Origin of the sequence: Kitasatospora sp. NPDC005748 (genome assembly GCF_040630735.1) — a bacterium.
GTDB lineage: Bacteria > Actinomycetota > Actinomycetes > Streptomycetales > Streptomycetaceae > Kitasatospora.
The window spans coordinates 1-26,312 of the sequence record NZ_JBEXYD010000067.1; the positions used below are offsets into that span (position 1 = coordinate 1).

The following is a 26,312-nucleotide window of genomic DNA, read 5'->3' on the forward strand; positions in this document are numbered from 1 at the left end:
CGTCCGCCGTCCACCGGTGGACGGCGGACGAACGCGGGGCGACCGGGGTCAGTGCGCCCGGGGTGCCCGGTCGCGGATCAGGGCCTCCTGGACGGCGGAGGCGACCAGCCGGCCGTCCCGGTCGTAGAACTCGCCGAGCGACAGCCCCCGGCCGTCCGAGGAGGAGGGGCTGCGCTGGGCGAACAGCAGCCACTCGTCGGCCCGGAACGGGCGGTGGAACCACATCGCGTGGTCCAGCGAGGCCATGATCAGCCGGGGCGGCTCGGTGCGCTGGAAGAAGTTCGGCTGGACGTGCAGCCCGGCCGTCGAGGCCAGCGTGAGGTCCGAGAGGTAGGTCAGCGCGCAGACGTGCAGCAGCCGGTCTCCGGCGGGGAGCGGGGAGGCGGTGCGCAGCCAGACGAACTGCTGCGGCATGCCCGGGACGGCCGGCGGCACGCCGGGTGCGTCCGGCGGGACGAACCGCAGGTCCAGCGAGCCGAAGCCGCCCGTGCGGGTCAGCGCGGCGCGGGCCTCGGCGTCCCAGCCCGCCAGCGCGTCCGGCAGCTCCTCCGGGCCGGGCAGCGCCGGCATCTCCCGGTGGCGGTCGGCGGCGGGCTCGGGCCGCTTGAAGGAGGCGGAGAGCGTGAAGATCGCTTCGCCGCCCTGGACGGCGGTCACCCGGCGGGTGGCGTAGGACATCCCCTGGCGGACCCGGTCGACCTCGTAGCGGATCGGCCGGGAGGGGTCCCCGGGGAGCAGGAAGTAGCTGTGCAGCGAGTGCACGTCCCGGTCGTCGCCGATGGTGTGCCCGGCGGCGGTCAGCGCCTGCGCGGCGACCTGGCCGCCGAAGGCGCGCATCGGGGCGCCGGCGTGGCAGCACCCCCGGAACGTGTTCTCGTCCAGCCGCTCGATCCGCAGCAGCTCGGCGAACGAGCCGGCGGTGTCGGCGGCCGGTCTCTCCTTCTCGGTCAGGTCGGTCACGGGGACATAGTGGCAGAAGCCGCCGTCCGGCGGTGTGACCGGGGTAACCCGGGGACCGGAGGCAGCCTGATAGAACCTGTTCCAGTACTGGCCTCGGCCCGGGCGCTCTCCGACGGATTGTCAGTCGCCCCTCCTAGCGTGCTCCGCATGACGCAAGCCGCACACGCGTACGCCTACCTGCGCCCGTCCGCCGTTCTCGACGGGGCCGAGGGCCCACGCCTCGCCCTGGAGACCTCCGGCGGCACCACGCCGCTCGGCGCGGTCGCCAACCCGCGCTTCTTCGCGGGCTTCCTGGCCGACCCGGCCCCGGCCGCCGCCGCGCTGCTCGCGGTCGCCGACGTGGCCGCCGCCCGCTACTACCAGCCGCTGCTGCGCGCCTCGCTCGACCCGGTGGTCACCGCCAACGGCGACCGGCTGCGCTTCGAGTCCTTCTCCGGCTGCTGCGGCGTCTACGCCCGTCTCGACGTGCTCCGGGCCGGGCTCGACGGCGACGACATCGGCCACGGCACCACCAACGTCGACGTCAACAACCCGCTGCGGGAGGCGCTCACCCGGATCGGTCCGGCCGAGCCGCTGCACCTCGCGGTGGGGCCCGACGCACTGGAGGTCACCACCTTCGAGGGACCGGTCGTCGAGAAGAAGGTCCCGCTGCCCGAGCGCTGGGTGCGCGGCTTCGCCGAGACCCAGGTGACGGCCGCCGCCTTCGACCTGCGCGCCGAGCTGCCCGCCGCCGAGGCGGTCCGCTTCCTGCGCTCGCTGCCGCGCGGCGGCGGGCGGGCCCGGTCCGCCGCCGGCTGGGTCGTCCCGGCCGGCCGGACGCTGCGCCCGACCACCCGGCCCGTCCCCGGCGCGGTCTGCCTGCCCGGCCCGGAGCGGCTGGTGGCGCTCCAGCGGGTGCTGCGGCACGCGCTGGCCCTGCGGGTGTACGGCCCGGTCGCGGGCGACGCCCCGGCGGCCTCCGCCTGGGAGGTGGTGCTGCCCGGCATGCGCCTCACCCTCACCCTCTCGCCGGACGCCTCACGCGGCTTCTCCGGGGAGGGCGGCGTGCTCGGCGCGCTGGCCACCGGCGCCGCCGAGCAGGACGCCGAGCTGGTCGCGGTGCTGCTGGCCTGGGAGCCGCGGATCGACGTCGCCGAACTCGCCGAGCAGTCCGGGCTCACTCCGGCCCGGGTCCGGGCCGCCCTCACCAGGCTCGGCACCGCCGGGCAGATCGGCTACGACACCGCCGAGGCCGCCTACTTCCACCGCCAGCTGCCGTACGACGCCGGCCGGGCCGTGGCGCGGAACCCGCGGCTGCGGGCCGCGCACGCGCTGGTCGCGGCGGGCGCGGTACGGCTGGAGCCGGGCGGCGCGCTCGCCGAGGTCACCGTGGACGACCACCACCAGCGGGTGCGCACGGACGAGGCGGGCCGGGTGAGCTGCACCTGCCTCTGGTGGGCCAAGTACCGGGGCGGGCGCGGTCCGTGCAAGCACGCGCTGGCGGTCGCCGTGGTGCGGGAGCGGGTCGCGAGCGGGCGGGAGGCGGGCGCGTGAGCGGCGTCGAGGAGTTGCTGCGGGCGGTTCGCGAAGGGCGGACCCCGCAGGTGCCGGCGCTGGTCGCGGCGCTCGGCCCGGCCGAGCGGCGGGCCTGTCTGCCGGCCCTCAAGGAGCTGCGCAAGGAGCTCCGCGGCGAGTGGTCGAACGCGGCGACCGCGCGGGCCGGGGCGGTGCTGGTGGCCGGCGCCGGCTGCCACGCCGGGCCGGCCGGCGCCGCCGCCTGGATCGGCGGGCGGGACTTCGCCGGCCGCTCCTGCGCCCGCCACCCGGCGCTCGGCGCGGTCGTCGAGGCCCAGCCGGTCGAGTGGCAGATCGAGGTGGTCAACCGGCTGGCGGCCCGCCGCGGCTCGGGCTGGAGCTGGGACCTCTACCCGCTGATCGAGCGGACCGTCCGGCGGACCGGCTGCCCGGTGCCGGCCACCGAGGCCTTCACCGGCGAGTGGCTCGACCGGGTCGGGGCCGGCGACGGCCGCCGGGACCGCAGCCGGACGCTGCTGGAGTACCTCCGCGAGGACGCCTTCACCCCGCTGCTGGCGCCCCGGGTGTTCGAGCTCGCCGACGTCGGCTGGCGGTTCGAGCACCGGCGCACCGAGCGGCCCGGGGACTCCTGGCCCGCCGCCCTCACCGCGCTCGCGGCCGAGGGCCGGGTGGACCGCGCCGAGCTGATCGACCGCTGCCTGGCCCGCCTGGTGCGCGGCGGCAAGCCGGGTGACCAGCGGGCCTTCCTGGGCGTCCTGGCGGCGCTCGCGCCGAGCCCGGACGAGTACGCGAAGCAGGTCCGGAGTCTGGTCGCCCTGCTGGACACGCTCTCGGTGATCGCCGGCCACGCCCAGCAGGTGCTGTCCGAGCTGGACGCCGCCGGGCTGGTCGAGCCCGAGGTGCTGGCGGAGGCCTCGGCGGTGGTGCTGTTCCGGACCGAGAAGAAGCTGGTGCGCGCCCAACTGGGCTGGCTGGACAAGGCCGCGAAGCGCTCGCCCGAGCGCGCCGGCCCGGTGGTGCTGGCGGCCGCCGAGGCCTTCGGCCACCCCGACTCCGCCCTCCAGGAGCGGGCCCTCGCCGTGGTCGCCCGCCACCTCCGGGCGGCGGGCGAGGCGGTGCTGCCCGACCTGCGCCTCGCCGCCGAGGGGCTGAACCCGGCCCACCACGCCCGCGCGGGCGAGCTGTTGGGCGCGCCGGTCGGCGGCGACGACCCGGACACCGGCTGGAGCGAGCTGCTCCCGCCCGCTCCGGTGCCGAGGCCGCTGGGCGAGCCGATCGCGACGGCCGCCGAGGTCGCCGAGGAGCTGTCCGTGCTGCTGGCCGCCGCGCAGCCCGAGGTCGCGGACTTCGAGCGCACCCTGGACGGTCTCGTCCGGCACGCGCACCTGGACCGCGCGGCGCTCGCCGAGGCGCTGGCGCCGGTGCTGCGGGTGCACCCGTGGACCGGGTTCGGCCGCTGGCACGACTGCGGGCCGGAGGACGTGCTGTACGTCGCGGCCGTGATCGCCGGTGCGGCCGACCCGCGCCTGCGCGGGGCCGTCTTCCGGGACAAGAACTCGGTGCCGCTGCGCGGCGGGCACAACACGGTGTACGGCAACGTGTTCGCCGTCCGGCTGACCGAGGCGGCCGAGCGGGTCATGGCCGACCGGCCGCCGTTGCTGCTCGCCACCCCGACCGACACCACCGGTGCGCTGTCGGCGCAGGCCCTGGTCGACCGGCTGGGCCGCTACCAGGAGGCCGGGGTCGAGCCGGGGGAGGCCGATCTGCACGCGGCGCTGCTGCGGCTCACCGTGACCGCGGACGAGGCCGTGCTGGCCGCCGCCGACCGGCTGACCTCGCCGGCCGGGCGCTGGGCGGCCCGCTGGCTGCGCGAGGGCGGTCTGCCGGGCCAGTCCTCCGAACGGGTGCGGTTCGCGCCGCCCGCCCGGGACGCCGGCGCCCGGTCGTTCTTCTGGGAGCGTCGGCGGGAGCACCGGTGGGAGGGCGTCAAGCGGATCTGCGTCGCCCAGCCCGGCGTCGGGGCGGGCCCGCGGGGCCCGGCCGGCGAGCGGCTGGGCGCCGAGTTCCGGGCGCTGCTGGCGGCCACCGAGCCCAGCGTGGTGCGGGCGTCGGCCCAGGACGAGTGGCTCTGGCAGCCGACCGCGCACTGGGCCGCCGTCCTGCCGCACCACCGGGAGGAGCTGGCCGCCCGCTGGCTCGACGGGTTCGCCGGCGGCGCCGACCGGGAGCAGCGCGGCGCCGCCGGGCTGCTGCCCGTCCTCGCCGAGGCCGGCGGACCGGCCGGTCTCGCGCTCCACCTGGCGCTGGCGTACGGGCTGGGCGCCCGCTTCCCCGAGGACCGCACGGCCGCGGTGGACGCCCTGCTCGTCCTCGCCGCCCGCGGGTGCCTCGACGGCGGGCTGCTCGGCCGTGAGCTGGGGGAGCTGGTCACCGAGGGCACGGTGAAGCCCAACCGGCTGGCCCAGGCGCTGACCGCGGCCGCCGACACCGGCGCGTACGGCACGGTCTGGTCGGTCCTGGCGCCCGCGCTGCCGGCCGTGCTGGCGGGCGCCGCGGGCCGGGGCACCGGTGAGCTGGTCGCGCTGGCCGCCGACTGCGCCCGGCGCAGCTCGGCCCGGGGCCCGATCCCCGAGGTGACGGAGGCGGCGGCCCGGCCCGGTACCGCCCGCCTGGTGAAGGAGGCCCGCGCCCTGCGCGACATCCTGGCGGGGTGACGCCCCGGGTGACCCGTGGAGCCCCGGCCGCCCGCCCCGGGCGGCCGGGGCCCGGGCGGCAGGCCCTAGGGTGAGCCGGTCCGTTCCTCGCCGAGACCACTGCCCGGAGCCCCCGTGCTGCACCTGCGCCTGATCGTCCCCCACGACCTGCGGAAGGCCGTCCTCGACAGCCTGGACGGCTTCGTCGGCGTGACCCATGTGGTGGTCCTGCCGGATGCCGCCGTCCGGCCCGCCGGGGACGTGGTGCTCTGCGACGTGGCGCGCGAGTCGGCGGACGAGGTGCTTGGGGCGCTGCGGGAGACCGGGCTCTCCGAGCGCGGGGCGATCAGCGCCGAGGAGGTCGCGCTGACCCTCTCGGCCGCCGCCGACGAGGCCGAGCGGCTCGCGCCGGGAGAGGGGGCGGACGCGCTGGTCTGGGAGGCGGTCTCCGAGATCACCCACGAGGAGTCCACCCTCACCGCCGTCTACCTGGCCTTCCTCACCGTCGCGACCATGCTGGCCGCGTGCGGGGCCGTGCTGGACAGCGCGATCCTGGTGGTCGGCGCGATGGCCGTCGGGCCGGAGTTCGGGCCGCTGGCCGGGTTCTGCGTCGCGCTGGTCCAGCGGCGGGCCCGGCCCGCCCTGCGGTCGCTGAACGCGCTGGTGGCCGGCTTCGCGGTCGCGATGGCGCTGACCGTCCTGTTCTCCCTGCTGATGGACGCCCTCGGGTTGTTCAGCCAGGCGGCTTTCGACGGAGCGCGGCCGAACACCTCGTTCATCTGGCAGCCGGACGCGACCTCCTTCGTGGTCGCCCTGCTCGCGGGGGTCGCCGGTCTGCTCTCGCTGACCTCGGCGAAGGCCGGGATGCTGGTCGGCGTGGCGATCTCGGTGACCACCGTACCGGCGGCCGCCAACGCGGCGGTCGCGCTCGGCTACGGCGACCTGAACCAGTTCTGGGGCTCCAGCTGGCAGCTGCTGGTGAACATGCTGGGCATCGTGGTGGCGGGGGTGCTGACGCTGCTGGTGCAGCAGGGTGCCTGGCGGGTGATCCGCCGCCGGGCGAAGCAGGAGGAGGCGGCGAGCTGACGGCGGCAGCTGACGGCGCGGCGGGCTGACGGCACGCCGCGGCTCAGACGGGAACGCCGTCGTCCTCCGCGGCGCCCTGGGGGCGGACCGGGGGGTGGCCCGCCGCCCCGGCCAGGCCGTCCGGGACGAGCAGTTCGCGGTCGTCGCGGGGCAGCGCCGCGACCGCCCGCCACCAGAGCCGCGGGGCGGGCGGGTCCGCCGGCTCGAAGGGTTTGCCGGGGCGCGGCACCGCCAGCCGGGCACCGAGCGCCTGGGCGGCGGCGACCACCCGTTCGGCGGGCTCCTCCCAGGGGTGCGGCGCCAGGTTGAAGGTGCACCAGTGGATCGGCAGCAGCAGCTCGCCGCCGAGGTCGAGATGGGCCCGGACGCCCTCCTCGGGCGTCATGTGCACCTCGGGCCAGAAGTCGCTGTACGCGCCGACCTGCATCATCGTCGCGTCGAAGGGCCCGAACCGGCGGCCGATCTCGGCGAACCCGGGGAAGTAGCCGGTGTCACCGCTGTGGAAGAGTCGGTGCCCGCCGCCGGACACCACCCAGGACGCCCAGAGGAACAGCGCGCTGGTGCGCGGGCCGCGGCTGCAGTAGTGCCGGGCCGGGGTGGCGGTCAGCGTCAGGCCCGCCACCTCGGCCGACTCCCACCAGTCCAGCTCGACGATCCGGTCGGCCGGCACGCCCCAGTGCTCCAGGTGCGCGCCGACCCCGAGCGGGACGGCGAAGACCGCGCCGGTGGCGGACAGCGCGCGGACGGCGGCCATCTCCAGGTGGTCGTAGTGGTCGTGGGAGACCACCACGACGTCCACCGGGCCGAGTTCGGCGAGCGGCAGCGGGACGGGGTGCAGCCGCTTGGGACCGGTCCAGCCGAACGGTGAGCAGCGCTCGCCCCAGACCGGGTCGAAGAGCACCCGGCGGCCGCCGATCTCGGCCAGCACGGTGGCGTGGCCGAGCCAGCTGAGCCGCAGTCCGGACGCGGGGGGCCGGGCCAGGTCGACCGGGAGCAGCCGGTGCAGCGGCACGGCGGCGGTCGGCACCCGGCGGGTCTTGTCGGCGGTGAGCTGGGCGCGGGTGATCTCCAGCGGGCTGCGCTCGTACACCAGTCGGCGGGTCGGCAGCGGGTTGCGGAACGCGCCGTCCGCGAACTGCGGGGAGCGGTGGATCCGGGCCAGCCGCTCGCCCCGCGGGTCGGCCCCGAAGGCGTCCGTCCGGACCCGCTGCCAGGCCGCGCGGGGGAGTCCGGCCAGGCCCGGGGCCGTCGTGGTCGCTGAGGGGACGGAGAACTGCGAGGCCAGAGCGGCGACGCGGGAGAACCACGGGACGGGGCGGGGCACGGCACCTCCAAGGGCGGCTGCGGCTACCGGGCATGCCGGGGCGCGTACCCACGGCGGTGAGACCGAAGCGGTACGACGACCATCTCGTCGGAGGTTACTCGCAGCGGGCGGTCCGGACCCGGTGGACGGCCCCACGCGTGCCGTTCGGCGTACGCCGGGCCGAACGGCACGCGCGGGAGGCCCGGCCCGGCCCCCGGGCTCAGGCGTAGAAGCGGGTGATCGTCTCGGCGACGCAGTGCGGCTTCTCGCTCTCCGCGCTGGTGATGGTGAACCGGACGACCGCCTGGACGCCGCCGGGCACCTCGGTCGCGGAGACCAGCTCGGCGGTGGCCCGCAGCGCGGTGCCGACCGGCACCGGAGCCGGGAAGCGCACCTTCTCGGAGCCGTAGTTCAGCGCCATCCGGACGCCCTCCACGCTGTAGCACTCCTTGGCCAGCACCGGGATCATCGAGAGCGTGAGGTACCCGTGCGCGATGGTCGAGCCGAACCGGCTCTCCTTCGCCCGCTCCGGGTCGACGTGGATCCACTGGTGGTCGCCGGTGGCCTGGGCGAACAGGTCGATCCGCTCCTGCTCGACGGTGTGCCACCGGCTGGTGCCGAGTTCGGTGCCGACGGCGGCGGTCAGGTCGGCGAGGGAGGCGAAGGTCGTCACGGTGCGCTCCTGGTGGCAGGCGGAGGTGGGGGAACTCCGGGAGAGTATGCCTACTCGCCGGTCACCTGTCAGGGGGCCGTCCACGGCGGGCGCTCCGCCGTCCACGGCGGGCCGGTCACCGGTCCGGCGAGCTTCGGGCCGGTCGGACGAGCACACCCCTAGGACCGCTGCACCGTGCGGCCGGCGGGCAGCAGTCGGCGGCCGCCCACGAGCTCCGGCACCAGTGCGACGAACATCGGGTCGGGATCGCCGACCCAGGGACGCAGCCCGCTGCGCAGTGCCCGGCGGACCAGCTCCGGGTCGCGCACCACGTCCGCCCGGCCATGCACCAGGACGCTCCAGCCGGTCCGGGTGACCGCGTCCAGCCGGTCGGCCTGGAAGGCGACGACGGTGCCGTCCAGCCCGCGCGCGGTGGTGCTGCTCCGGCGCACCGCCAGCAGCAGCCGCCCGTCCGGCGTGACGTCGAAGGAGACCGGCAGCACGGCCGGCAGCGCGTGCTCGGTGTACACCACGCGTCCGACGGGCACGGTGCTGAGCAGCCGAAGGCACTCGGCCTCGCACAGGGTCTCCACCCGGTCGTCACGGTCCATGGGTCCGATCGTGCCCCCGCCGGTGTGCGGCCGATAGGGCCCATGGTCCCGGAGCGGCCGGGCCGGGAGCCCCGTCGCCGCGGCCCGGGGCGGTAGCTTGTCCGGCGGCGGGTGGAACGTGCCGCCGGCACGGGCGGCACCCGGCGACCGGGGCCGGGCGGGCCCGGCGGCGCACGCAGGACAGGGCAGGACAGGGGCCGCGGCGGTACACGGGCGCGGCGGGCGGTCCCGGGTTCCCGGGGCCGGCGAGGAGGGGGCGGTGCGGGTGGTCAGTGGGGTCGACCTTGTGGTGATCGGGGCGGACGGCGGGCCGGACCGCGGCTTCGGCGGTTCGGCGCTCGCGGCGGACGGCGCCCGGCTGCTCGCCGACGTGCTGCCCGGGATGTGCTTCGACGCCGGATCGGCGGGCTGCCGGGTGGCCGTGGTGGAGCCGGGCGCGGACGCCAACACCATGCTCACGACGGTGCGGGAGGCGGCCGCGCGGCCGGGCCGGTGGCTGCTGGTCTGCCTGGTCGGCCAGTTGGTGGCGGATCCGCGCGGCCGGCGGCTGGCCCTGGTCACCGGCGGCAGCACCGCCGACAACGCGTACCGGCGCGGGCTCGCCTGGGACTGGGTGGTCAGCGCGATGGTCCACGGCGACCAGGAGGAGGCGCTGCTGCTGGTCGACGCCGTCGTGGACCGGGACACCTGGTCGGCCCTCGAACGCGGTGGCGGCGAGGACGGCGTCGGCGAGCTGCTCAGCTACTCGCGGGTCCCGCTCTGGGGCCGGATCGGCCGCTACACCCCCGGCAGACGCGGGCGGGACGCCGTACTGCCGGGCGGCGAGGGGTCGTTCAGCCGGGCCCTGACCGGGGTGCTCCGGCAGGGGCTCCCCGGAGCACCGGCCGCCGTCGCCCCGCTCGACCTCCAGCCGGCCGTCGCCGGTCTGCTCGACGGCCGTGATCCGGCCGGTGCGCCGGGCGCGCGCCTGCTCGTACCGCCGCCGGGCGGGCGCCTCCTGATGCGCAATCGGGCCGCGGTGCGGGGCGCATTGGCCGGATTGTCGCTTTCCGAAGAACTGTTGGCCGTCCTGTGGCGTGAAAGTGCCCCGACGGATCCACCTTCCACGTAAGGTCAGGTGGCCCGGGGTGTTGCCGTGAAGGGGTGGCTTGGCGAAGAATCGATGCTCTCGCGGCAACACCGGCGGGGCAGCGGAATTCTTCTGGCGACCACAGGCCACGGACGGGGTCGGTCGCGACGAGGTGGGGCGATGCGGCGGCGCGGAAATGTATTGCGCCCTGGGGCGGTTGGGGTCGCTGGGCTGGTTTTGGCGATGCTTCTGACCGCCTGTGGGAGCGGTGGTGGCGCCGGTTCCGTCGATCGTCTCGGGACGGCTGCGCCCAGTGTTGCGGGAGTGAACCCGGTAACTCCTTCGGGTGGTTCGGCAAACGTCGGGATCGCGCCGACCGAAGGGCCCGAAGGCGCGGCGGGGCGACTGGCGCTGAGCACCTATCAGGACTGGTGGCAGACCCAGGCGGCGGACTTCGCCCGGGCCGATTCGGACGGCTCCCAGTTGGAGACGTACTCGTCCGGGAAGGCACTGGCCGACGCCCTCGTCAATCTCCGTCAGCTCCATGACGCCAAACTGGTGATGATCGGCGCCCCGCGGAATTCACCCGTGGTGAAGAGCGTCGATCTGAAGGCGGACCCGCAGGCCGCCGTCATCGAGGACTGCCTCGATGTGACCGACTGGCACCAGGCCGATGCGACCACCCGCGCGGTAAAGGATCCACCGCGGCGGCTCACCCGGTACATCGCGACCGTTTCCCTGCGACAGTTCCAGACGCGCTGGCTGATCTACGAGTTCAAGCGGGAGGTGGACCGAACATGCTGAAACCGGTACGGCGATTCGTGATCCGCACGCTGTTGGTCGCGGGATTGCTGTTATCCCCGGCCGCGCCTGCGATGGCGGACGAACCACCGATCGGCGGGGACGTCACGCACTGCGCCGTCAACGTCATCTGCGAGGGCGGCACCATCCCCGGCGGCACGCCCTCCCCGGGGGGCGGCGGGACGGGCGGCGGGAGCACCGGCGGCCCGCAGATCTGCCGCTGGAACGGCCAGGACTGGCCCTGCCACGACCCGGAGCTGGGCTGGTTCAGCGGCTCGACCGGCTGCTACTACCGCGAGGTCTCCCCGCAGCCGCCGGCCGGCTCCGAGGCCTGGGAGGGGCACCAGCCCTCCGAGGGCACGGTCTACGCGGTGACCTGCCGCTTCACCGACGGCGGCATCGGCGCGCCCGCGCCCAAGTTCTTCGCCCAGGCGCCCGCCGGGCCGCCGCCGCTCAATCCGGTGGCGGAGGCGCGCAGGATCATGGACACCATCGTCCTGCCGTTCCCCGAGCCGGGTGTGGCGCCCAAGGACACGGCCGTGGTCGGGGTGCCGGTCTGGCTCTGGCTGGAGAACGCCAAGGCGCCGGCGGCGAAGTCGGTGAGCGGCGGCGGGATCACGGTCACCGTCACGCCGCGGCTGGACTCGGTGGTCTGGGACCTCGGGGACGGCCGGAAGGAGACCTGTGACAAGCCGGGCGCCGCGGCCGGCACGCCCTACGAGGCCAAGTACGGCGCCGCCAAGTCGCCCACCTGCGGCCACGAGTTCACCACCGGCTCGGGCGGCAAGCCGCGCGGCACCTTCGTCGGGAGCATCCAGGCCAACTGGGTCGGCGTGGTGACCGTCACCGGCAGCACCCAGAAGGTCGATCCGATCAAGGTCCCGCTCACCTTCGCTCCGCTGGAGCTGCGGGTGGGCGAGGTGCAGGTCCTCAACTGACGCGGGTGCGGCGGGGGCGACCCCCGCCGCACCGGCGCGCACGCAGCAATGTCCGAACGACGTGGGAAGGCCGGAACCCGGTGGAGAACCGTACATTTGCGACGCCCGGGGCCAGTGCGGCCGGGGCCGCGGCGGTGTCCGTGGCGGTGCCGGAGCAGGGGCGCGGGGCGCCGCACGCCCCCGGGCGGACCCTGCGGGCACGACGCCGGCGGCCGGCCGTGCTGGCGATGGCGGTGGCGCTGATAGCCGCCGGCGGGCTGGGCGGCGCGGTGCTCTACAACAGCACCGGCCAGCGGGTCGCCGTCCTGGCACTGGCCCGTGACGTGCCGTTCGGACAGGTGGTGACCGACGCGGACCTGGTGGTCGCGCGGATCGCGACCGATCCGGCGCTGAAACCGCTGGCGGCCGCGGAACGCGGCAAGGCGGTCGGGATGCGGGCCAGCACCGACCTCAGGCGCGGCGCGCTGCTGCTGACGGCGGACCTCGCGCAGCCCCTGACCGTCCAGCCGGGCCAGCTGCTGGTCGGCGTGTCGGCCAAGCGCACCCAGCTGCCGGCGGCCCGGCTGACCCCCGGCGTGTCGGTCGTCGTCGTCTACACGCCCGACAGCGGCCGGCCGGACTCGCTGTCCGCGCTCGTCGTCACGGTCGGCCGGGTGGACACCGACGGCAGCCAGGTGGTGGACGTGGCGGTGGCGGCGGCCGACGCGCCCCGGCTGGCCTCCTGGGTCGCCAGCGGGCGGATCCAGGTGGTGCTGGCGCCGCGCGGCGCGGCCGCGCCGTCCGGGGCGCCCTCGGGGGCGCCTTCGGGCACGGGCGCGCCGACGGCCTCCGCCGCGCCGTCCGGCTCCGCGACGCCCTCCGGGGCGGGTGGGGGCTGAGATGGCGGTGATCGCGGTGGTGGGCGGCCCGGGAGCTCCGGGCGCGACCACGACGGCCCTGGCGCTGCTGCTGGCCTGGCCGCTTCCGCCGGGGCGCCGGATCGTCCTGGTGGAGTGCGACCCGGACGGCGGAGCCGTGCTGGCCGGCGCCCTGGAGGGCCGGGTCGAGGCGGTCTACGGGCTGCGCAACCTGGCGGTCGCGGACCGGCGCGGCCTGCTCGCCCAGACGCTCTGGGAGCAGCTGATCGACCTCTCGCCCGAGGGCAACGCCGAACGGCTGCTGCTGCCCGGCCTGACCGATCCGACCCAGGCACCCGGGCTCGCCTACACCTGGGAGCCGCTGATGGAGGTGCTGCACGGGCTGGAACCGCAGGGCTACGACGTCATCCTGGACCTCGGGCGCTCCGGCGCCACCGGGACCAGCGCCGTGCTGGCCCGCCGGGCGGACGTGGTCGCGGTGACCGTGCGGACCACCCTGCGCGGGCTGAGCGCGGCCCGGCCGCGGCTGTCCGCGCTCGCCGAGGACCTCACGGCCGCCGGCACCGGGGCCGACGCGCTCGGGCTGCTGCTGGTCACCGAGGGCCCCTACTCCGGCGCGGAGGTCTCGCGCGAGTACGGCCTTCCGGTGCTCGGACTGCTGCCGTACGCGGCCCGCACCGCGCGGGTGCTCTCGGACGGCGGGGACATCACCGACCGGCGGTTCATCCGCTCGGAGCTGATGCGGACCGCCCGGTCGGCGGCCGACGAAGTGCAGCGACTGGTGCGCCGCCGCAGGCAGCGGCTGGCGCCCTCGGCGGCGCCCGCCCAGGTCGGTCCGGCGCCCGTGCCGGACGGGGAGGGCGCGGCCCCCGGGTACCCGTCGGCGCCCCAGCCGTACGGGCCGGTGCCGCAGGCTCCGGTCATCACCACCGGTCCGGTGGCCCCGCTCGCCGGGCTGGCGCCGCAGCCGGCCGCGCCCGCGCCGTTTCCGGCGCACGTCCAGCCGCCGCAGCAGGGGCCGTCGCCGCGGTCCGACGCCCCGGGGGCCCACGGCGGGGCTGAGCAGTACGGCCAGCAGCCGTACGGCGGGGCGGAGCAGTACGGCCAGGCGCCCTACGGGCAGCCGCAGTTCGGCGCGGCCGAGCCGTACGGGCAGCAGCCGTACGGGCAGGCCTCGTACGGGCCCCAGTCGTCGCCGCAGCCGCAGCCTCAACCGCAGTCGCAGCCTCAACCACCGCAGCCCCAGACGCTGTTGGCCCAGGGGCCGCGGCACCCGTCCGCCGGTCCGCAGTCCCACGTCAGCTACGGGGAGGTGCTCCGTGCGCGGTAGCCCCCTGCACCAGCGTCCGGCGGCCGACCCGGCCGCACTGCCCTGGACGGCTCCCCAGCCGGAGCCCCCGTCGGCGCCCCGGCCCGGCCACGTCCCCCCCGGCCCGGTCGGGCCGGCCGCCGCGCCGTACCCGGACGGGTACCAGGCCGGTGCGACCCCGACCGCCGTGCCCGCCCCGCTGCCCGCGCTCGACCTGCGCGGCGCCGGCACCCGGCCGGCCGTCGACCCGCAGGTGGCGCGCGAGCTGAAGCGCCAGGTGGCGGCCGAACTGCACCAGCAGATCGCCCGGTTGACCGCGACCTCCGGCGTCGAACCGGACCGCGCCACCCGCCGCCAGCGCGGGCGGGCCCTGATCGAGGAGGCGGTCGCCCGCTGGTCCGACGCCTACGCGCAGACCCACGGCATCCCGCCGACCCGCGAGCAGGACCGCTCGCTCGCCGAAGCCGTCTTCGACCTGCTGTTCCGGGCCGGGCGGCTCCAGCCCTACCTCGACGACCCGGACATCGAGAACATCCTGATCAACGGCTGCGACGACGTCTGGGTCTCCCGGGTCCACCAACCCCTGCGCCAGGTGCCGCCGGTGGCCGACAGCGACGCCGAGCTGATCGAACTGCTCCAGGACCTCGCCCGCCAGCACGGCGGCGGCGAGCGCAGCCTCTCCACCTCCAGCCCGACCCTCGCGCTCCGGCTGGAGGGCGGGATGCGCCTCCAGGCGCTCACCGAGGTGACCCCGCGCCCGTACGTGGCGATCCGCCGCCACCGGGTGGCCTCGGCGACGCTGTCCGAGATGGTCCAACTCGGCACCCTGGACACCACCCTGGCCGCCTTCCTGGCCGCGGCGATCCGGGCCCGGAAGAACGTGATGATCACCGGCACCCAGGGCGTCGGCAAGACCAGCCTGCTGCGCGCGATGGCCGCCGAGATCCCGCCGGACGAGCGGATCGGCACCCTGGAGTCGGAGTTCGAGCTCTGGCTGCACACCCTCGGCCATCTGCGCCAGGTCGTCCCGATGGAGGCCCGGGAGGGCAACGGCGAGCGCGTCGAGGGCCGGCTGGCGGGCGAGTTGAGCATCGGCGACCTCATCCCCGCCGCGCTGCGGATGACGCTCTCCCGGATCATCGTCGGCGAGGTCCGCTCCGGCGAGGTCGTCCCGATGCTGCGCGTCATGACCAACGGCGAGGGCGGCTCGATGTGCACCCTGCACGCCCGCGGCCCGCACATGGTCGTCGACCGCATCGCCGAACTCTGCCTGGAGTACGGCTCGCACATGACCGACACGCTCGCCTACCGGCTCACCGCCAACGCGGTGGACCTCATCGTGCACGTCGCGATGGTCGACGAGACGGCCGTCGGCGGCCGCCGCCACCGCTTCGTCTCGCACGTCCTGGAGGTGGCCGGCCTCGGCGAGAGCGGCCGGCCCGCGCTGAACACCGTGTTCGGCCCGCGTCCCGAGCTCGGTGAGCCCCGCGCCGTCCCGCATACCCCGCCGAACTGCCTGGACGATCTGCGCCGGGCCGGTTTCGACGCCGCGCTGCTCGGCTCCCGTTACGGGAGCTGGGGCCAGCCGCTGCAACTGCGGATCGGCGGTGGGGCGCGATGACCCTGCTCTTCGTCCTCTGCGGCCTGCTGGTCACGGCCGGCCTGGTGACCCTGGTGTTCTGGGCGCTCGGCAGCGAGGAGACCGGCGACCCGGACGAGGACGGCCGGAGCCCGCTGGCCTCCCGGGGCCACGTCCTCTGGTACGGCGCGCCCGGCACCGCCTCCGCCCGGACGGCGCGGCTGCGCCGGATCCAGTTGCCGGTCGCGCTCGTCGCCGCGCCGCTGGGCTGGCTCTTCACCGGCATCCCGCTCACCGCGCTGCTGGTGCCGCTGGCCGTGTTCGGCCTGCCCTGGCTCTTCGACACCACCCGCTCGGACACCCACCGCATCGAACGGCTGGAGGCGCTCTCCGAGTGGACCCAGCGCATCGCCGACGTGCTGCTGCTCGGCGTCGGCCTCAACCAGGCCATCGTCACCAGCCGCCGCACCGCGCCCGCCGCCCTGGAGCAGGAGGTCGGCGAGCTGGCCGCCCGGCTGCAGGCCCGCTGGCGGCCGGAGGAGGCGCTGCGCGCCTTCGCCGACAGCCTCGCGGACGCCACCGCCGACAAGGTGCTCGCCGCCCTGCTGCTGCGCGCCGGGGACAGCGGCCCCGGCCTGGCCCGGGCGCTCTCGGACATGGCCGAGTCGGTCCGCGAGGAGGTCCGTCAGCGCCGCACGATCGAGGCCGACCGGGCCAAGCACCGCACCACCATCCGCTGGCTGGTCGGGATCATCGTGCTGGTCGTCGTGATCGGCTCGTTCAACACCGACTACACCCGGCCCTACAGCACCGCGCTGGGCCAGATCGTGCTCGCGGTGGTCGCCGCGCTCTTCGTGGCGATCATCGCCTGGATGCGCGCGCTCGCCGCGCACCCGCCGGTGCCGCGTCTGCTGGAGCCCGAACGGCGCGGCCGCGGCGGGGGCCGGCGGCGCGCCGCCGAGGCGTCGGCCGAAGGCGAGCCGCAGGAGACCGGGGACGACCGGCGACTCCTCGGGGAGGTCCGGTGATCTCCCCCTGGTCCGTGCTGGCCGGCGCGGTCGCGGCCGGCGGCGTCGCCCTGCTGATCTCCGAACTCCGGCCCGCGCCGCCCGACCTGAGCCAGGCCCTGGACCGGCTGCACCGCACGCCCGCCGACCGGGCGCCGGACCCGGACGAGCGGCCGCGCTGGTTCGACCGGATCGGCGAGCGCTCGATCGGGCTGCGCGGGGTGCGCGTCCCGCAGCGCGAGCTGTCGCTGATCGGCCGGGCCCCGGCCCGGTTCATGGCGCACAAGCTGCTGTTCGCCGTGATCGGCCTCGTGCTGCCGGCCTACCTGTCGGCGATGGCGGTGCTGCTGGACATGGGCCTGCCGTTCGCGCTGCCGCTGCTGGTCGGGCCGTTGCTCGGCGGGCTGCTCTGGTTCGTCCCGGACGCCATCGTGCGCGGCGAGGCCAAGGAGGCGCGGACGGAGTACCTGCACGGCATCGCCGCCTACCTGGAGCTGGTCGCGCTGGAGCGGGCCGCCGACCTCGGGCCCGCCGAGGCGCTGCGCCGGGCCGCCGCGGTCGGCCGCGGCCCCGTCTTCCGCCGGATCCGGGACGCCCTGGACCGCGCCGCGACCGACCGGCTGCCGCCCTGGGCGGGACTGGACGCGCTCGCCGCCGAACTCGGGCTGACGCCGTTGCAGGACGTCGCCGACATCATGCGGCTCTCCGGTACCGACGGCGCCGCCGTGTACGACACCCTGCGTGCCCGGGCCAAGGGCCTGCGGGGCGAGTTGCTCGCCGAGGACCTCGCGCGGGCCAACGCCGACAGCGAACGGATGGTCGCGCCCGGGGCGGCGCTGACCCTGCTGATGACCGCCCTGATCGTCTTCCCCGCGCTCCACCAGATGCTCGCCTGACACCGTGCTGGTGCCGGTGAGCGCCTGTCACCACACCCAACCCCCGGGAGTCCTCCGATGTCCGACCAGCTCAAATCCCTGGCAGGCCGACTGATCCGGCCCACCCTGCTGCCCGTGCAGTTCGCCCTGCTGCTCTTCCAGTTCCGGGTCGGCCGGCTGAAGGCCGCCCGGGCGCGCGGCGACCGCGGCGCGATCAGCATCGAACTCGCGCTCGCCATCATCGCGCTGGTGTTCGTCGCCGGAGCGGTCGCGGTGGCGCTGTACGCGTTGAAGGACAAGGTCGTGAAGAAGGTCGAGCAGGACCCGAACCTGCCCGGCGGGGGCGGTGCGGCCACCCCGTGAGGCACCGACCCCGTCGCCGTCGCGACCGCGGAGCGATAAGCCTGAGCCTGGCCATCGTCTTCCCGGTCGTCCTGCTGCTCGTGCTGCTCGTCGTCCAGGGCTCGATCTGGTGGTACAACCGCCAACTCGCGCTCACCGCCGCCCGGGAGGGCGTGGACGCCGGCCGCGTACAGGGGAACCGGAGCGACGAGGTGAAGGACACCGCGGCCAGGCGGCAGGCCGAGGACTTCCTGCGACGGCAGGACGGCCCCGGCTACCGGGTGCGGACCGACGGGAGTACGCCGGAGCTGATCCGGGTCACGGTGGAGCTCACGCCACCGGTCCTGATCCCCGGCATCACCCCGCCGACCATCACGCAGCACGCCGAGGCGCCGCGCGAGCGCTTCGTCCCGCCGGCGGCCGCGCCGTGAGGCGGGCCCCGCGCCCGGCCCGACCCCCGTGGCCCGTCCGGTGGGGGCGCGGGCTCGTGAGCCTGCGCCCGGCCCGGTCGGCGCGCGGGCGGGACCGCGGCGGGGTGGCGATCGAGGCCGCGATCGTCGCCCCCGGCGTCGTCGCGCTGGTGCTGGTCGCCATCGCCGCCGGGCGGGTGCAGACCGCGGCCGGCACGGTGGAGGCGGCCGCCCGCTCGGCGGCCCGGACGGCCTCGCTGGCGCGCAGCGTGGACGGAATGGACGAACTGGTCCGGAAGACCGCCGCCGAGACCCTGCGGCAGCAGGGCGTCAGCTGCCGGGACAGCGACACCGCGGTCAAGCACGGCGAGCTGACCAGCCACGGGGTGACGCTGGCGACGGTCGAGGTGACGGTCCGGTGCGACGTGGGTCTGAGCGACCTCCTGGCCGGGCCGGGCATGCCCGGGACGAAACGGCTGGTGGGCCGGTTCGTCTCGGTGGTCGACCACTACCGGGCCGGGTGAGCCGGCCGATGGCGGTGGGGCGGACGGCCGGTGCCGACGAGGGCTCCGGGCGGGGATTGGGGACGGCCCGCGCGGGGGAGACGCAAGCGGAGAGCTCCCGGGGGACGGCAGGACGAGGCGGAGCGGTCCCCGGTGGGACCGCCAGGGAGACGAAGGTGCGGGAGGGGGCGTGACGGTGCGCAGACCCGGGGGGGAACGGTGGGGCGGCCAGGCCGTCCGACGGCGGACCGGAGGCCGGCGCGGCCGGGACCGGTCGGACCGCGGCGCGATCGCGATCTTCGTGGCGATCTGTGCGGCGTTCCTGGTCCTGGTCATCGCGCTCGTCGTGGACGCCGGCGGCCGGCTGCGCGTCGCCGAGCGCACCGACGGCTACGCCCAGGAGGCCGCCCGGGTGGGCGGCCAGCAGCTCGACGAGGCCGCCGTGCTCCGGGGCGAGGGGTACAAGGTCAAGCAGGACTACGTCAAGGACGCCGCCAACAGCTACCTCGCCCTGTACCACCTCGCCGTCCACGACGTGGCGTTCTCGGACGACGGTTCGTCCGTGACCGTCACGGTGCAGGCCGACTACAGGCCGGCCCTGTTGGGCGAGCTCGGCAAACAGAAGGTCACGGGCAAGGGCAGTGCCACCCTCGTCCACGGAGTCGAGAAAGCGGAGACCGACTGATGGTCGCGCCACGTGCCAAGGACCAAGCCCGCGCCGGACGCCCGGCCCGGGGCGTGCCCGCCGCGGCGGGAGCCCGCCACCGGCCGGCACCGCTGCCACCGCGCCGAGGGCGGGGCGGCGCGCTGCTCGGCGCCCTCGCCGCGCTGGTCACCCTGCTCGTCCTGCTGGTCGGCGTACCCGCGCTGCTGGTGTACGGCACCGGGGCGGTCGCCGCGATGGGCGAGGTCGCGCCGGACGGCGTCGGACAGCTGCTGACCAGTCCCGACGACGGGCGGCTCTTCCTCTGGCTGCTCGTCGTGGTCGGCTGGCTGGGCTGGGCCTGCTTCGCGCTCTCCGTCCTGCTGGAGGTCCCGGCCCAGCTGCGCGGGCGGATCGCCCGGCGGATCCCGGCCTTCGGCTGGAGCCAGCGGATGGCGGCCGGCCTGGTCGGCTCGGTGATCGCGCTGCTGCCGGTGGCCGGTTCGGCCTTCGCCGCGGTGCCCGACCGGGCGCCGGCCGTCGCGCAGATCCAGCCGGCGGCCGGTGTGCAGCGGGCCGCGCTGCCCGCGGCCCAGGCCGCGCCCGCGCTCGCCCCCGCCGCCGACCAGCAGCCCACCTACACCGTCCGGGACAGCCGGCCGGCCGACAGCCTCTGGTCCATCGCCGAGCGCCAGCTGGGCTCGGGGGAGCGGTGGGTGGAGATCGCCAAGCTCAACGACGGCCGGGCGATGGGGGATTCGGGTCTGCGCTTCGACGCCGAGCGGCCCATCCAGCCCGGTTGGGAGCTGCTGATGCCCGGCGACGCCAAGGCCGACGAGGCCAAGGCGCCCGCCCCGGCGCCCGCGCCCGTGCCGCCGGCGCCGAGCGTGCCGCAGACGGGCACGGACGGGAGCGCCGGGAGCGGCCGCGGCACCGTCACGGTGGCGGCCGGTGACAGCCTGTCGGCCATCGCCGAGAGGGAGTTGGGGGACGCCGAGGCCTGGCCGAAGCTGTTCGAGGCCAACCAGGGCGCCCAGGCGCCGGACGGCGAACGGCTGACCGATCCGGACGTGGTCGTGCCGGGGATGGTGCTGACCCTGCCCGGTGCTCCGGCCCCGGCGCCGGCCCCGGCCCCGGCGCCGGCCCCGGCTCCCGCGCCGGCACCGGCGCCGACCCCGGCTCCAGCCCCGGCCGACCAGGCGCCCGCCCCGGCCCCGCCGGCGCCCGCCTCGCAGGCTCCGGCCCCACAGACCCCGGCCACCCCGGCGCCCTCCACCCCGGCGCCGGTGCCCGCCGACGCCCAGGCCCCGGCCGCGCACGCCGAACAGGCCCAGGGCGACGACTACACCGTCGCCCTCACCGCCTCCACCGTCGGCGTGCTGCTCGCCGCGATGATGGTCGGCACCGTCGCCCACAAGCGCGGCACGCAGCTGCGCGCCCGCCGGCCGCGCCACCGCATCGCGCTCCCGGCCGCCCCCGCCGCCGCGTTCGAGGCCGAACTGAAGGTCCGCCAGGACGACCGCGGCCTGGACCTGCTCGACCGCGCCCTGCGCACCATGGCGCGCAACACCGTGCGCGGCGGCAAGCGCCTGCCCGCCATCGTCGCCGCCCGGATCACCCCCGGCCACACGGTCGAACTGCACCTCTCCGGGCCGGCCGCCCCGATCGCGCCGTTCCGGGCCGCCCACGCCCCCAACGTCTGGTGGTGCGCGGACGACTCCGGCGAACTCCTCTCGCCCTCCCAGGCGCGCAAGACCGCCTCGCCCTACCCGGCCCTGGTCACCCTCGGCGGCGCGCCGGACGGCTCGGTCGTCCTCGCCGACCTGGAGACCGTCCGGCTGCTCCACCTCTCCGGCCACCCGGACGACGCCCGGGACGTGCTGCGCACCCTGGCCATCGAGCTGGCCCACAGCCCGCTCGCCGACCGTCTCCACCTGCACCTGGTCGACCTCGCCGAGGAGTTGCCGATCAGCGGGCCGGCCGCCGAGCGGATCCACCGGCACGCCACGCTGGAGGCGGCGCTCGGCGCGCTCGGCCCGCGCACCGCCAAAGCCCGCGCCACGCTGGTCGCCGCCGAGGCCGCCAGCCCGCGGGACGCCCGCAGCCGCGGCCTGGCCGACGAGTCGTGGGTCCCGGAGATCGTGCTCTGCGCCCAGCAGCCCGGCGGCGACGTCCCGGCCGAGCTCGGCCGCCTGCTCGACGCCCGGCCGCGGACCTGCGTCGCCGTGGTCACCCGCGCGCCCGAGCGCGGCACCGGCCCGGTCGCCCGCTGGACGCTGCCCGCCACCGGCCAGGCCACCATTCCCGGCCTGCACGTCACGGTGGAACTCCAGCGCCTCAGCGACGGGCAGTACGAGCAGGTCTCCGAGCTGCTCCGGGCCGCCGACGACACCACCCAGCACCCCGCCCCCGCCTGGACGCTCGACGGCCCCGGCATCGACCTCGAACCGGCCGAACTCCCGGCGCCCGTACCGGTACTGGCGGCGGTCGGGGCCTCGGCACCGTTCGGTGACGGTGCCCTCGGCGGGTCGCTCGGGGGCGGCTTCGACAGCGCTTCCGCCGACCGGTCCGACGGCACCGAAGCGGCCGGTCCGCGGCTGCTCGCCCGGGTGATCGGCACCGGTGCCAGCCCGTTCGCCGGCACCGACCCGGCCGCGCCCGCCGCCGGTGGACCGGGCTCCCGCTTCCTCGTCAACGGCCTCGGCCGGCAGGCGAGCAGCCCGGCCGCGTTGTCGGCGGCGCCGCCCGCGCTGCCGCCCACCCCGGCGGTCGCCGAGGAGGGCGAGGCCCCCGAGGGGGACGCCGACGACACCACCCAGAACCTCCGGCTGCCGGCCGCGGCCGAGACCCGGGCCGTCGAGGTGGTAGTCCCGGTCCAGCCGGTGCCGCCGGCGGCTCCCGGACCGGAGCCGGCCGCGGAGCCCGCGCCGGTGCCGGAGCCGGTCCCGACGCACGAACCCGCGCCGGCGCCCAGCGGCGGCGCCCCCAGGGTCCCGGGCCGCCCGGAGCCGACCCCGGAGCCGACCCCGGAGCCCGCCGCGGAGCCGGCCCCGGAGCCCGACGTCGAGCCGGAGCCCGCCCCGGTGGCGCGCACTACCCCGGTGCGCAGCGACAGCGACGACCTGCTCGCCATCCTCCGCTCCCCGGAGGCGCACGCCGTCCGCACCGCCCCGCGGATCCGGCTGCTCGGCCCGGTGGACGTGGCCGGCGCCGCCGGCACGGTCGAGCCCGCGAACCTGCCCCGGCTCACCGAGCTCGCCGCCTACCTGGCGCTGCGCTCCGGCGCCGACCACGCCGCGCTCGACCACGACCTCCACCCGGGCGCGGCCCACCTGGACACCCACCCCACCGTCGCCGACGCGAAGAGCCCGCTGCCGGGCAAACTCGCCGATCTGGCGGCCTGGTTCGGCTCCTCGGCGGAGGGCCGGGCCTTCCTGCCCACCGACACCACCGACGGCTACGCCTTCGCGCCGACCGTCACCTGCGACTGGGACGAGTTCCGCGGCCTGTACCGGCGCGGCATGCGCAGCACCAGTGCCACCGCGGACGCGGCGCTCGCCCACGCGCTCGCCCTGGTCCGGGGGGCGCCGTTCGCGGAGGCCCCGCCCGCCGCCTACGGCTGGGCCGAGGCCGAGCGGCAGGACATGATCGCGGCGATCGTCGACACCGCCCACGAACTCGCCGCCCGCCGCCTCCAGTACGGCGACCACCGCAGTGCCGAGGCCGCCGTCTTCCGCGGCCTCGCCGTCGCCCCGGACGTCGAACTCCTGCACCGCGACCTCTTCTACGCCTACGCCTCCGCCGGCGCCCGGGACCAGCTCCTGCGCGCCGTCAACCGGCTGGACGCACTGAGCCGGCGCACCGGCCGGGACCTCGACGCCGACACCGTCGCCCTGCTGCGGGACCTGCTCTCGGGGGCCTGAGTCCGCTGCTGCCCCGGCGGCACGGAACAGCCGTGCCGCTCGGGGCGGCAGTGCTGCCGGGGCGCCCGGTCCCGTGACGGCCGGTGGCCGGTGGCCGGTGGCCGGTGACGGGCGCGGGTCGGTGCGCCTGCGGGTGTCGGTGGCGGGCGGTACGGTCCTGTCATGGCAGCCAGAATCGACCTGACCCTCGATTGCGCGGACGCTCAGCTCCTCGCCGCCTTCTGGAAGACGGCGCTGGGCTACGTCGACGAGCCGCCGCCCGCCCCCTTCGCGACCAGGGCGGAGTGGCTCGCGCAGTTCGACCTGCCGGAGGACGAGTCCGAGGATGACGGGGCCTGGCTCTGCGACCCCGACGGGGTCGGCCCCCGGCTCACCCTGCTCAAGGTCCCCGAGCCCAAGACCGCGAAGAACCGGCTCCACGTCGACGTCCGGGTCCCGGGGCACGGCAGCCCCGAGGAGCGGTGGGCCCGGATCCGGGCGGAGGCCGGGCGGCTGGTGCGGGCGGGCGGGAGCGTCCTCGCGGAGTTCGACGGGCACCACGTGGTGATGGCCGACCCGGAGGGCAACGAGTTCTGCGTCGCCGCGGGCCCGGCCTGAGGCCCGCGGCTTCGCCGGGGCGGACGCCCCGTCACCGGGGCGGTCCGTTGCACGATGGGGTCGGATCACGGGGTCGGAAGGGCAGACCCGCCGACCGGCGGCGGTCCGCGTCAGAAGCGGTGGTCCTCCGGTCACCGGCCGTCAGAAGCCCCGGGGCGCAGGGCCGCCCGCGCGGCGGGCGGAGCGCCGACCGTGCCGTCCGCCCACGGCCGTTCGGGCGCGTACGTGCGTGCGGGCCCGCCCGGCGGACGCCCGGGCGCGGCGGCTGAGCAGCGGCGACGCGGCGGGCCCCGGCGGCGGGGCGGTGATCGCCCACCCGGCCTGGCTCGGGTGTGCCGGGATCTCGTAGGGTGGCGCTGACGGACGTGGTCGCAGGCGCCACGGGCAAGGGCAGCAGACGCCGCTCAGCGGCGGGGCGGGGCGGTGACCAGAGATGGCGGAGTCGACAGCTGTCCCAGGAGGCCCCGATCCCGGTGCGGACCAGGGCCCCGGGGATGCCGTGCCGCCGTGGCCGCCGCGCAATCCGTACGAGGAGCACCCGCCCGGTCCCGCGGCCCTCTACGAGCCGCCCGCGGCCGTCCCGGCCGCCGTGCAGACCGCCGCGCCGGTGTCCGTCCCGGCTCCGGCCCTGTACGAGCCGCCCGTCCCGGCCCCGGCCGCGCCGATGGCGCCGCCCACCGGCTGGACCATGACCGGGATGTCCGTCGTCGCCCCGCCGCCCGCCGCGGCGGCGCCCGCCGCACCGTCCACCGCCACCCCGCTGCCGTTCACCGTCCCGGGCGGCACCCCGGCGCACGGCACGACTCCCGCGCACGGCACGGCCCCCGCGCACGGCTTCGGCGCCGGACCGGGCGGTCTCGGGTCCGCGCCGCGCGGGCGGATCCTGGTGGTCGAGGGCGGCTACGGCAACGCCGGCCGCCGGACCTGGGGGCGCGGCGGACCCGCCCAGGCGCCCGTCCTCTCCGCGATGCTCGCCGCCGTCTCGCCCCAGGTGCTCCTCGCGGCCGACGCGGTGGACGCTGTCCACCTCCCCGGCGCCAGCGACCCGCACACCGTGCTCGCCCACCTGCGCGCCGCCGCCCGGCACCCCGGTCCGCTGCTCGTCCACCTCGGCGGCCACCTGCTCGCCGACAAGCGCGGCGGCCAACTCCACCTCACCCTGCGGGACTCGAAGTCGGGGAGCATCCGCCAGGACGGCATCGCCTGGCAGTCCGTCGCCGCCGAGCTGCGTCACCGGCCCGCCGACTGGCAGACACTCGTGATCGCCGACCTGAGCGCCGATCAGAACGCCTGGCCCTACCTCCAGGGCACCGTCTCGCCGCTCGCCGACGGCCTTCCGCTCTGGGCGGTGGTCAGCCCGGACCCGGAGCAGATCGGCACCTTCACCCGCGCGCTGATCGAGGCCCTGCACGGGGGACGCCCGGGTGCCGAGGCCGTCCTCGCGCCCGAACAGCTGCGCCAGCAGGTGTACTCGGTGCTGCGCCCGGACGTCGTCATCCTCGCCACCCACGCGCCGAACCGGCCGTTCTTCCGCAACACCGCCCGGCGGACGGACGGCGTGCTGCCGGAGGCCGTCCCGTACGAGGGCCCGCGCCCCGCCGCGCTGCTGCCCCGTCCGCCGGTCCAGCGCGACGCCGCCCCGGCCGCCCGGCCCGCCGTGACCCTCGACAAGGCCGCCGCTCCGGTCTTCCCGGCACCCGGCTCGGCACCCGCACCCGGCTCGGCACCCGCGCCCGTGCCGCTGAGACCTGCCGCGGTGGCGCCGTCCGACGGACCGGTGAACCTGCTGAAGCCCGGCGTGCCGCCGACACCCCCGCTCCCGGCGCGGCCGGTCGACCTGCTGAAGGCCTATGCCTGGCGCCCGCCGGTGACGTCGGGCGTGACCCTGGGCAAGGCGCCGTCCACAGACGCGCGCCCGGCGGACGAGGCGGCCGCGCAGGCGGCACCCGTTGACGCTGCACCCGCCGACGCGGTGCCCGCGGACCGCGGGCCGGCCGAGGTGCCGCCGGTGGACGGGCCCGCGGAGGCGCAGCCGAAGGACGCCGCGCCCGAGCCGGAGCCCGCCGCCGCGCCCGAGCCGGAGCCCGCCGCTGCGCCCGAGCCCGAACCGGCCCCCGCCCCCGCCCCCGCCCCCGCCCCCGAAGCCCCCGCCCCCGAGGCGCCCCGCCCCCGCGACGACTACCGCGAGGTGATCGGCCGCATCGTCCGCAGCGCCGACGCCGGGGACCACGCCGCCGCCACCGACCTCGCCTTCGCCCTGGAACTGGAGGCGATCGCCGAGCACGGCGCCGTCTCCGCGCCCGTGCTCCAGGTGCGGCAGGTCCGCGCGCACGTCTGCCGGCTGGCCGGGAAGTCGGTCGAGGCGGCGGACATCTACCGCGAGGTGGCCCTGACGCTGCTGCGCTCCCAGGGTCCGGACTACCCGGAGACCCAGCAGGCGGCCACCAACGCCGAGGCCTGCTGGCGGGCGATCGCGGACCGCGCGGAGGCGATCCGGATCGCCCCCGAGATCATCGAGATGCGGGCCCACCTCCCGGGCCCCGACGGGCGCAAGCTGCGCGCCGCCGAACGCCACCTGGCCCAGCTCGCCGCCCCCCGCCCCGACCCCGCCTGAGCCGTCACCCGGCGCACCGCCGCAC

22 protein-coding genes are annotated in these 26,312 nt (G+C 76.9%); 18 read left to right on the forward strand and 4 right to left on the reverse strand.

Features of this window, described 5'->3' with window-relative positions; translation table 11 throughout:
- Nucleotides 1-48: 48 nt before the first annotated feature.
- Nucleotides 49-960, reverse strand: a complete 912-nt coding sequence (locus ABZ495_RS31360) for an acyl-CoA thioesterase II (RefSeq protein WP_359839249.1) — start codon at nucleotides 958-960, stop codon at nucleotides 49-51.
- 147 nt (nucleotides 961-1,107) lie between these two features.
- On the opposite strand from ABZ495_RS31360, the gene ABZ495_RS31365 reads away from it, so the two are divergent.
- The 3 genes from ABZ495_RS31365 to ABZ495_RS31375 all read left to right on the forward strand — a co-directional run bounded on the left by ABZ495_RS31365 (nucleotide 1,108) and on the right by ABZ495_RS31375 (nucleotide 6,254).
- Nucleotides 1,108-2,493: an SWIM zinc finger family protein gene (locus ABZ495_RS31365; protein ID WP_359839251.1), complete on the forward strand. Its 1,386-nt coding sequence runs from the start codon at nucleotides 1,108-1,110 to the stop codon at nucleotides 2,491-2,493.
- On the forward strand, nucleotides 2,490-5,189 hold the full coding sequence (locus ABZ495_RS31370; protein ID WP_359839253.1) for a DUF6493 family protein: 2,700 nt from the start codon (nucleotides 2,490-2,492) through the stop codon (nucleotides 5,187-5,189). The genes ABZ495_RS31365 and ABZ495_RS31370 overlap by 4 nt, the downstream gene beginning before the upstream one ends.
- Nucleotides 5,190-5,303: 114 nt before the next feature.
- Entirely contained in the window at nucleotides 5,304-6,254 is a 951-nt protein-coding gene (locus ABZ495_RS31375) for a DUF389 domain-containing protein (RefSeq protein ID WP_359839255.1), read from the forward strand.
- Between the two features lie 43 nt (nucleotides 6,255-6,297).
- Here the strand turns inward: ABZ495_RS31375 and ABZ495_RS31380 are convergent, their stop codons facing one another.
- From ABZ495_RS31380 to ABZ495_RS31390, 3 genes are all read right to left on the reverse strand, one after another.
- Entirely contained in the window at nucleotides 6,298-7,491 is a 1,194-nt protein-coding gene (locus ABZ495_RS31380; protein ID WP_359809959.1) for an MBL fold metallo-hydrolase, read from the reverse strand.
- 286 nt (nucleotides 7,492-7,777) lie between these two features.
- Nucleotides 7,778-8,230, reverse strand: coding sequence for a MaoC family dehydratase (locus tag ABZ495_RS31385; RefSeq protein WP_329490640.1), 453 nt, complete (start codon nucleotides 8,228-8,230; stop codon nucleotides 7,778-7,780).
- Between the two features lie 158 nt (nucleotides 8,231-8,388).
- Complete coding sequence (locus ABZ495_RS31390; RefSeq protein WP_329490641.1) at nucleotides 8,389-8,820, reverse strand: pyridoxamine 5'-phosphate oxidase family protein; 432 nt, start codon at nucleotides 8,818-8,820, stop codon at nucleotides 8,389-8,391.
- 259 nt (nucleotides 8,821-9,079) lie between these two features.
- On the opposite strand from ABZ495_RS31390, the gene ABZ495_RS31395 reads away from it, so the two are divergent.
- The 15 genes from ABZ495_RS31395 (at nucleotide 9,080) to ABZ495_RS31465 (ending at nucleotide 26,287) form a co-directional block, all read left to right on the forward strand.
- Nucleotides 9,080-9,931 carry a hypothetical protein gene (locus tag ABZ495_RS31395; RefSeq protein WP_359809911.1) on the forward strand — a complete coding sequence of 284 codons (852 nt, stop codon included), beginning with the start codon at nucleotides 9,080-9,082 and terminating at the stop codon, nucleotides 9,929-9,931.
- A 282-nt stretch (nucleotides 9,932-10,213) separates the two neighbouring features.
- Nucleotides 10,214-10,693 carry a hypothetical protein gene (locus ABZ495_RS31400; RefSeq protein WP_329490643.1) on the forward strand — a complete coding sequence of 160 codons (480 nt, stop codon included), beginning with the start codon at nucleotides 10,214-10,216 and terminating at the stop codon, nucleotides 10,691-10,693.
- A gap of 71 nt (nucleotides 10,694-10,764) precedes the next feature.
- Entirely contained in the window at nucleotides 10,765-11,628 is an 864-nt protein-coding gene (locus tag ABZ495_RS31405; RefSeq protein ID WP_359809913.1) for a hypothetical protein, read from the forward strand.
- A 146-nt stretch (nucleotides 11,629-11,774) separates the two neighbouring features.
- Nucleotides 11,775-12,506, forward strand: coding sequence for an SAF domain-containing protein (locus ABZ495_RS31410; protein ID WP_359809915.1), 732 nt, complete (start codon nucleotides 11,775-11,777; stop codon nucleotides 12,504-12,506).
- Nucleotide 12,507: 1 nt separating this feature from the next.
- Nucleotides 12,508-13,815 carry a hypothetical protein gene (locus ABZ495_RS31415; protein ID WP_359809917.1) on the forward strand — a complete coding sequence of 436 codons (1,308 nt, stop codon included), beginning with the start codon at nucleotides 12,508-12,510 and terminating at the stop codon, nucleotides 13,813-13,815.
- On the forward strand, nucleotides 13,805-15,415 hold the full coding sequence (locus tag ABZ495_RS31420; RefSeq protein ID WP_359809918.1) for an ATPase, T2SS/T4P/T4SS family: 1,611 nt from the start codon (nucleotides 13,805-13,807) through the stop codon (nucleotides 15,413-15,415). Before ABZ495_RS31415 ends, ABZ495_RS31420 begins: the two co-directional genes overlap by 11 nt.
- On the forward strand, nucleotides 15,412-16,401 hold the full coding sequence (locus ABZ495_RS31425) for a type II secretion system F family protein (protein WP_359809920.1): 990 nt from the start codon (nucleotides 15,412-15,414) through the stop codon (nucleotides 16,399-16,401). The genes ABZ495_RS31420 and ABZ495_RS31425 overlap by 4 nt, the downstream gene beginning before the upstream one ends.
- Complete coding sequence (locus ABZ495_RS31430) at nucleotides 16,398-17,276, forward strand: hypothetical protein (RefSeq protein WP_329490649.1); 879 nt, start codon at nucleotides 16,398-16,400, stop codon at nucleotides 17,274-17,276. The genes ABZ495_RS31425 and ABZ495_RS31430 overlap by 4 nt, the downstream gene beginning before the upstream one ends.
- Nucleotides 17,277-17,333: 57 nt before the next feature.
- On the forward strand, nucleotides 17,334-17,618 hold the full coding sequence (locus tag ABZ495_RS31435; protein ID WP_329490650.1) for a hypothetical protein: 285 nt from the start codon (nucleotides 17,334-17,336) through the stop codon (nucleotides 17,616-17,618).
- The gene (locus ABZ495_RS31440) at nucleotides 17,615-18,028 is read left to right on the forward strand and encodes a TadE/TadG family type IV pilus assembly protein (protein WP_359809923.1); all 414 of its coding nucleotides are present in this window, start codon (nucleotides 17,615-17,617) and stop codon (nucleotides 18,026-18,028) included. Before ABZ495_RS31435 ends, ABZ495_RS31440 begins: the two co-directional genes overlap by 4 nt.
- A 56-nt stretch (nucleotides 18,029-18,084) precedes the next feature.
- Nucleotides 18,085-18,531 (forward strand): TadE/TadG family type IV pilus assembly protein, encoded by a 447-nt coding sequence (locus tag ABZ495_RS31445; protein ID WP_329490652.1) that lies wholly within the window; start codon nucleotides 18,085-18,087, stop codon nucleotides 18,529-18,531.
- A 169-nt stretch (nucleotides 18,532-18,700) separates the two neighbouring features.
- Complete coding sequence (locus ABZ495_RS31450; protein ID WP_352294152.1) at nucleotides 18,701-19,195, forward strand: hypothetical protein; 495 nt, start codon at nucleotides 18,701-18,703, stop codon at nucleotides 19,193-19,195.
- Nucleotides 19,195-23,076, forward strand: a complete 3,882-nt coding sequence (locus ABZ495_RS31455; protein WP_359839257.1) for a BTAD domain-containing putative transcriptional regulator — start codon at nucleotides 19,195-19,197, stop codon at nucleotides 23,074-23,076. Before ABZ495_RS31450 ends, ABZ495_RS31455 begins: the two co-directional genes overlap by 1 nt.
- Nucleotides 23,077-23,238: 162 nt before the next feature.
- On the forward strand, nucleotides 23,239-23,673 hold the full coding sequence (locus tag ABZ495_RS31460; RefSeq protein WP_329490655.1) for a VOC family protein: 435 nt from the start codon (nucleotides 23,239-23,241) through the stop codon (nucleotides 23,671-23,673).
- A gap of 499 nt (nucleotides 23,674-24,172) precedes the next feature.
- On the forward strand, nucleotides 24,173-26,287 hold the full coding sequence (locus ABZ495_RS31465) for a hypothetical protein (protein ID WP_359839259.1): 2,115 nt from the start codon (nucleotides 24,173-24,175) through the stop codon (nucleotides 26,285-26,287).
- The last annotated feature ends 25 nt before the right edge of the window (nucleotides 26,288-26,312 follow it).

Bases quoted from the DNA above. Each gene is read 5' to 3' on its own strand.
- ABZ495_RS31455 (WP_359839257.1), top strand. From the start codon at position 19,195: ATGGTCGCGCCACGTGCCAAGGACCAAGCCCGCGCCGGACGCCCGGCC.
- ABZ495_RS31435 (WP_329490650.1), top strand. From the start codon at position 17,334: ATGTCCGACCAGCTCAAATCCCTGGCAGGCCGACTGATCCGGCCCACC.
- ABZ495_RS31405 (WP_359809913.1), top strand. From the start codon at position 10,765: ATGGCGGACGAACCACCGATCGGCGGGGACGTCACGCACTGCGCCGTC.
- ABZ495_RS31415 (WP_359809917.1), top strand. From the start codon at position 12,508: ATGGCGGTGATCGCGGTGGTGGGCGGCCCGGGAGCTCCGGGCGCGACC.
- ABZ495_RS31425 (WP_359809920.1), top strand. From the start codon at position 15,412: ATGACCCTGCTCTTCGTCCTCTGCGGCCTGCTGGTCACGGCCGGCCTG.
- ABZ495_RS31460 (WP_329490655.1), top strand. From the start codon at position 23,239: ATGGCAGCCAGAATCGACCTGACCCTCGATTGCGCGGACGCTCAGCTC.
- ABZ495_RS31365 (WP_359839251.1), top strand. From the start codon at position 1,108: ATGACGCAAGCCGCACACGCGTACGCCTACCTGCGCCCGTCCGCCGTT.
- ABZ495_RS31390 (WP_329490641.1), bottom strand. From the start codon at position 8,820: ATGGACCGTGACGACCGGGTGGAGACCCTGTGCGAGGCCGAGTGCCTT.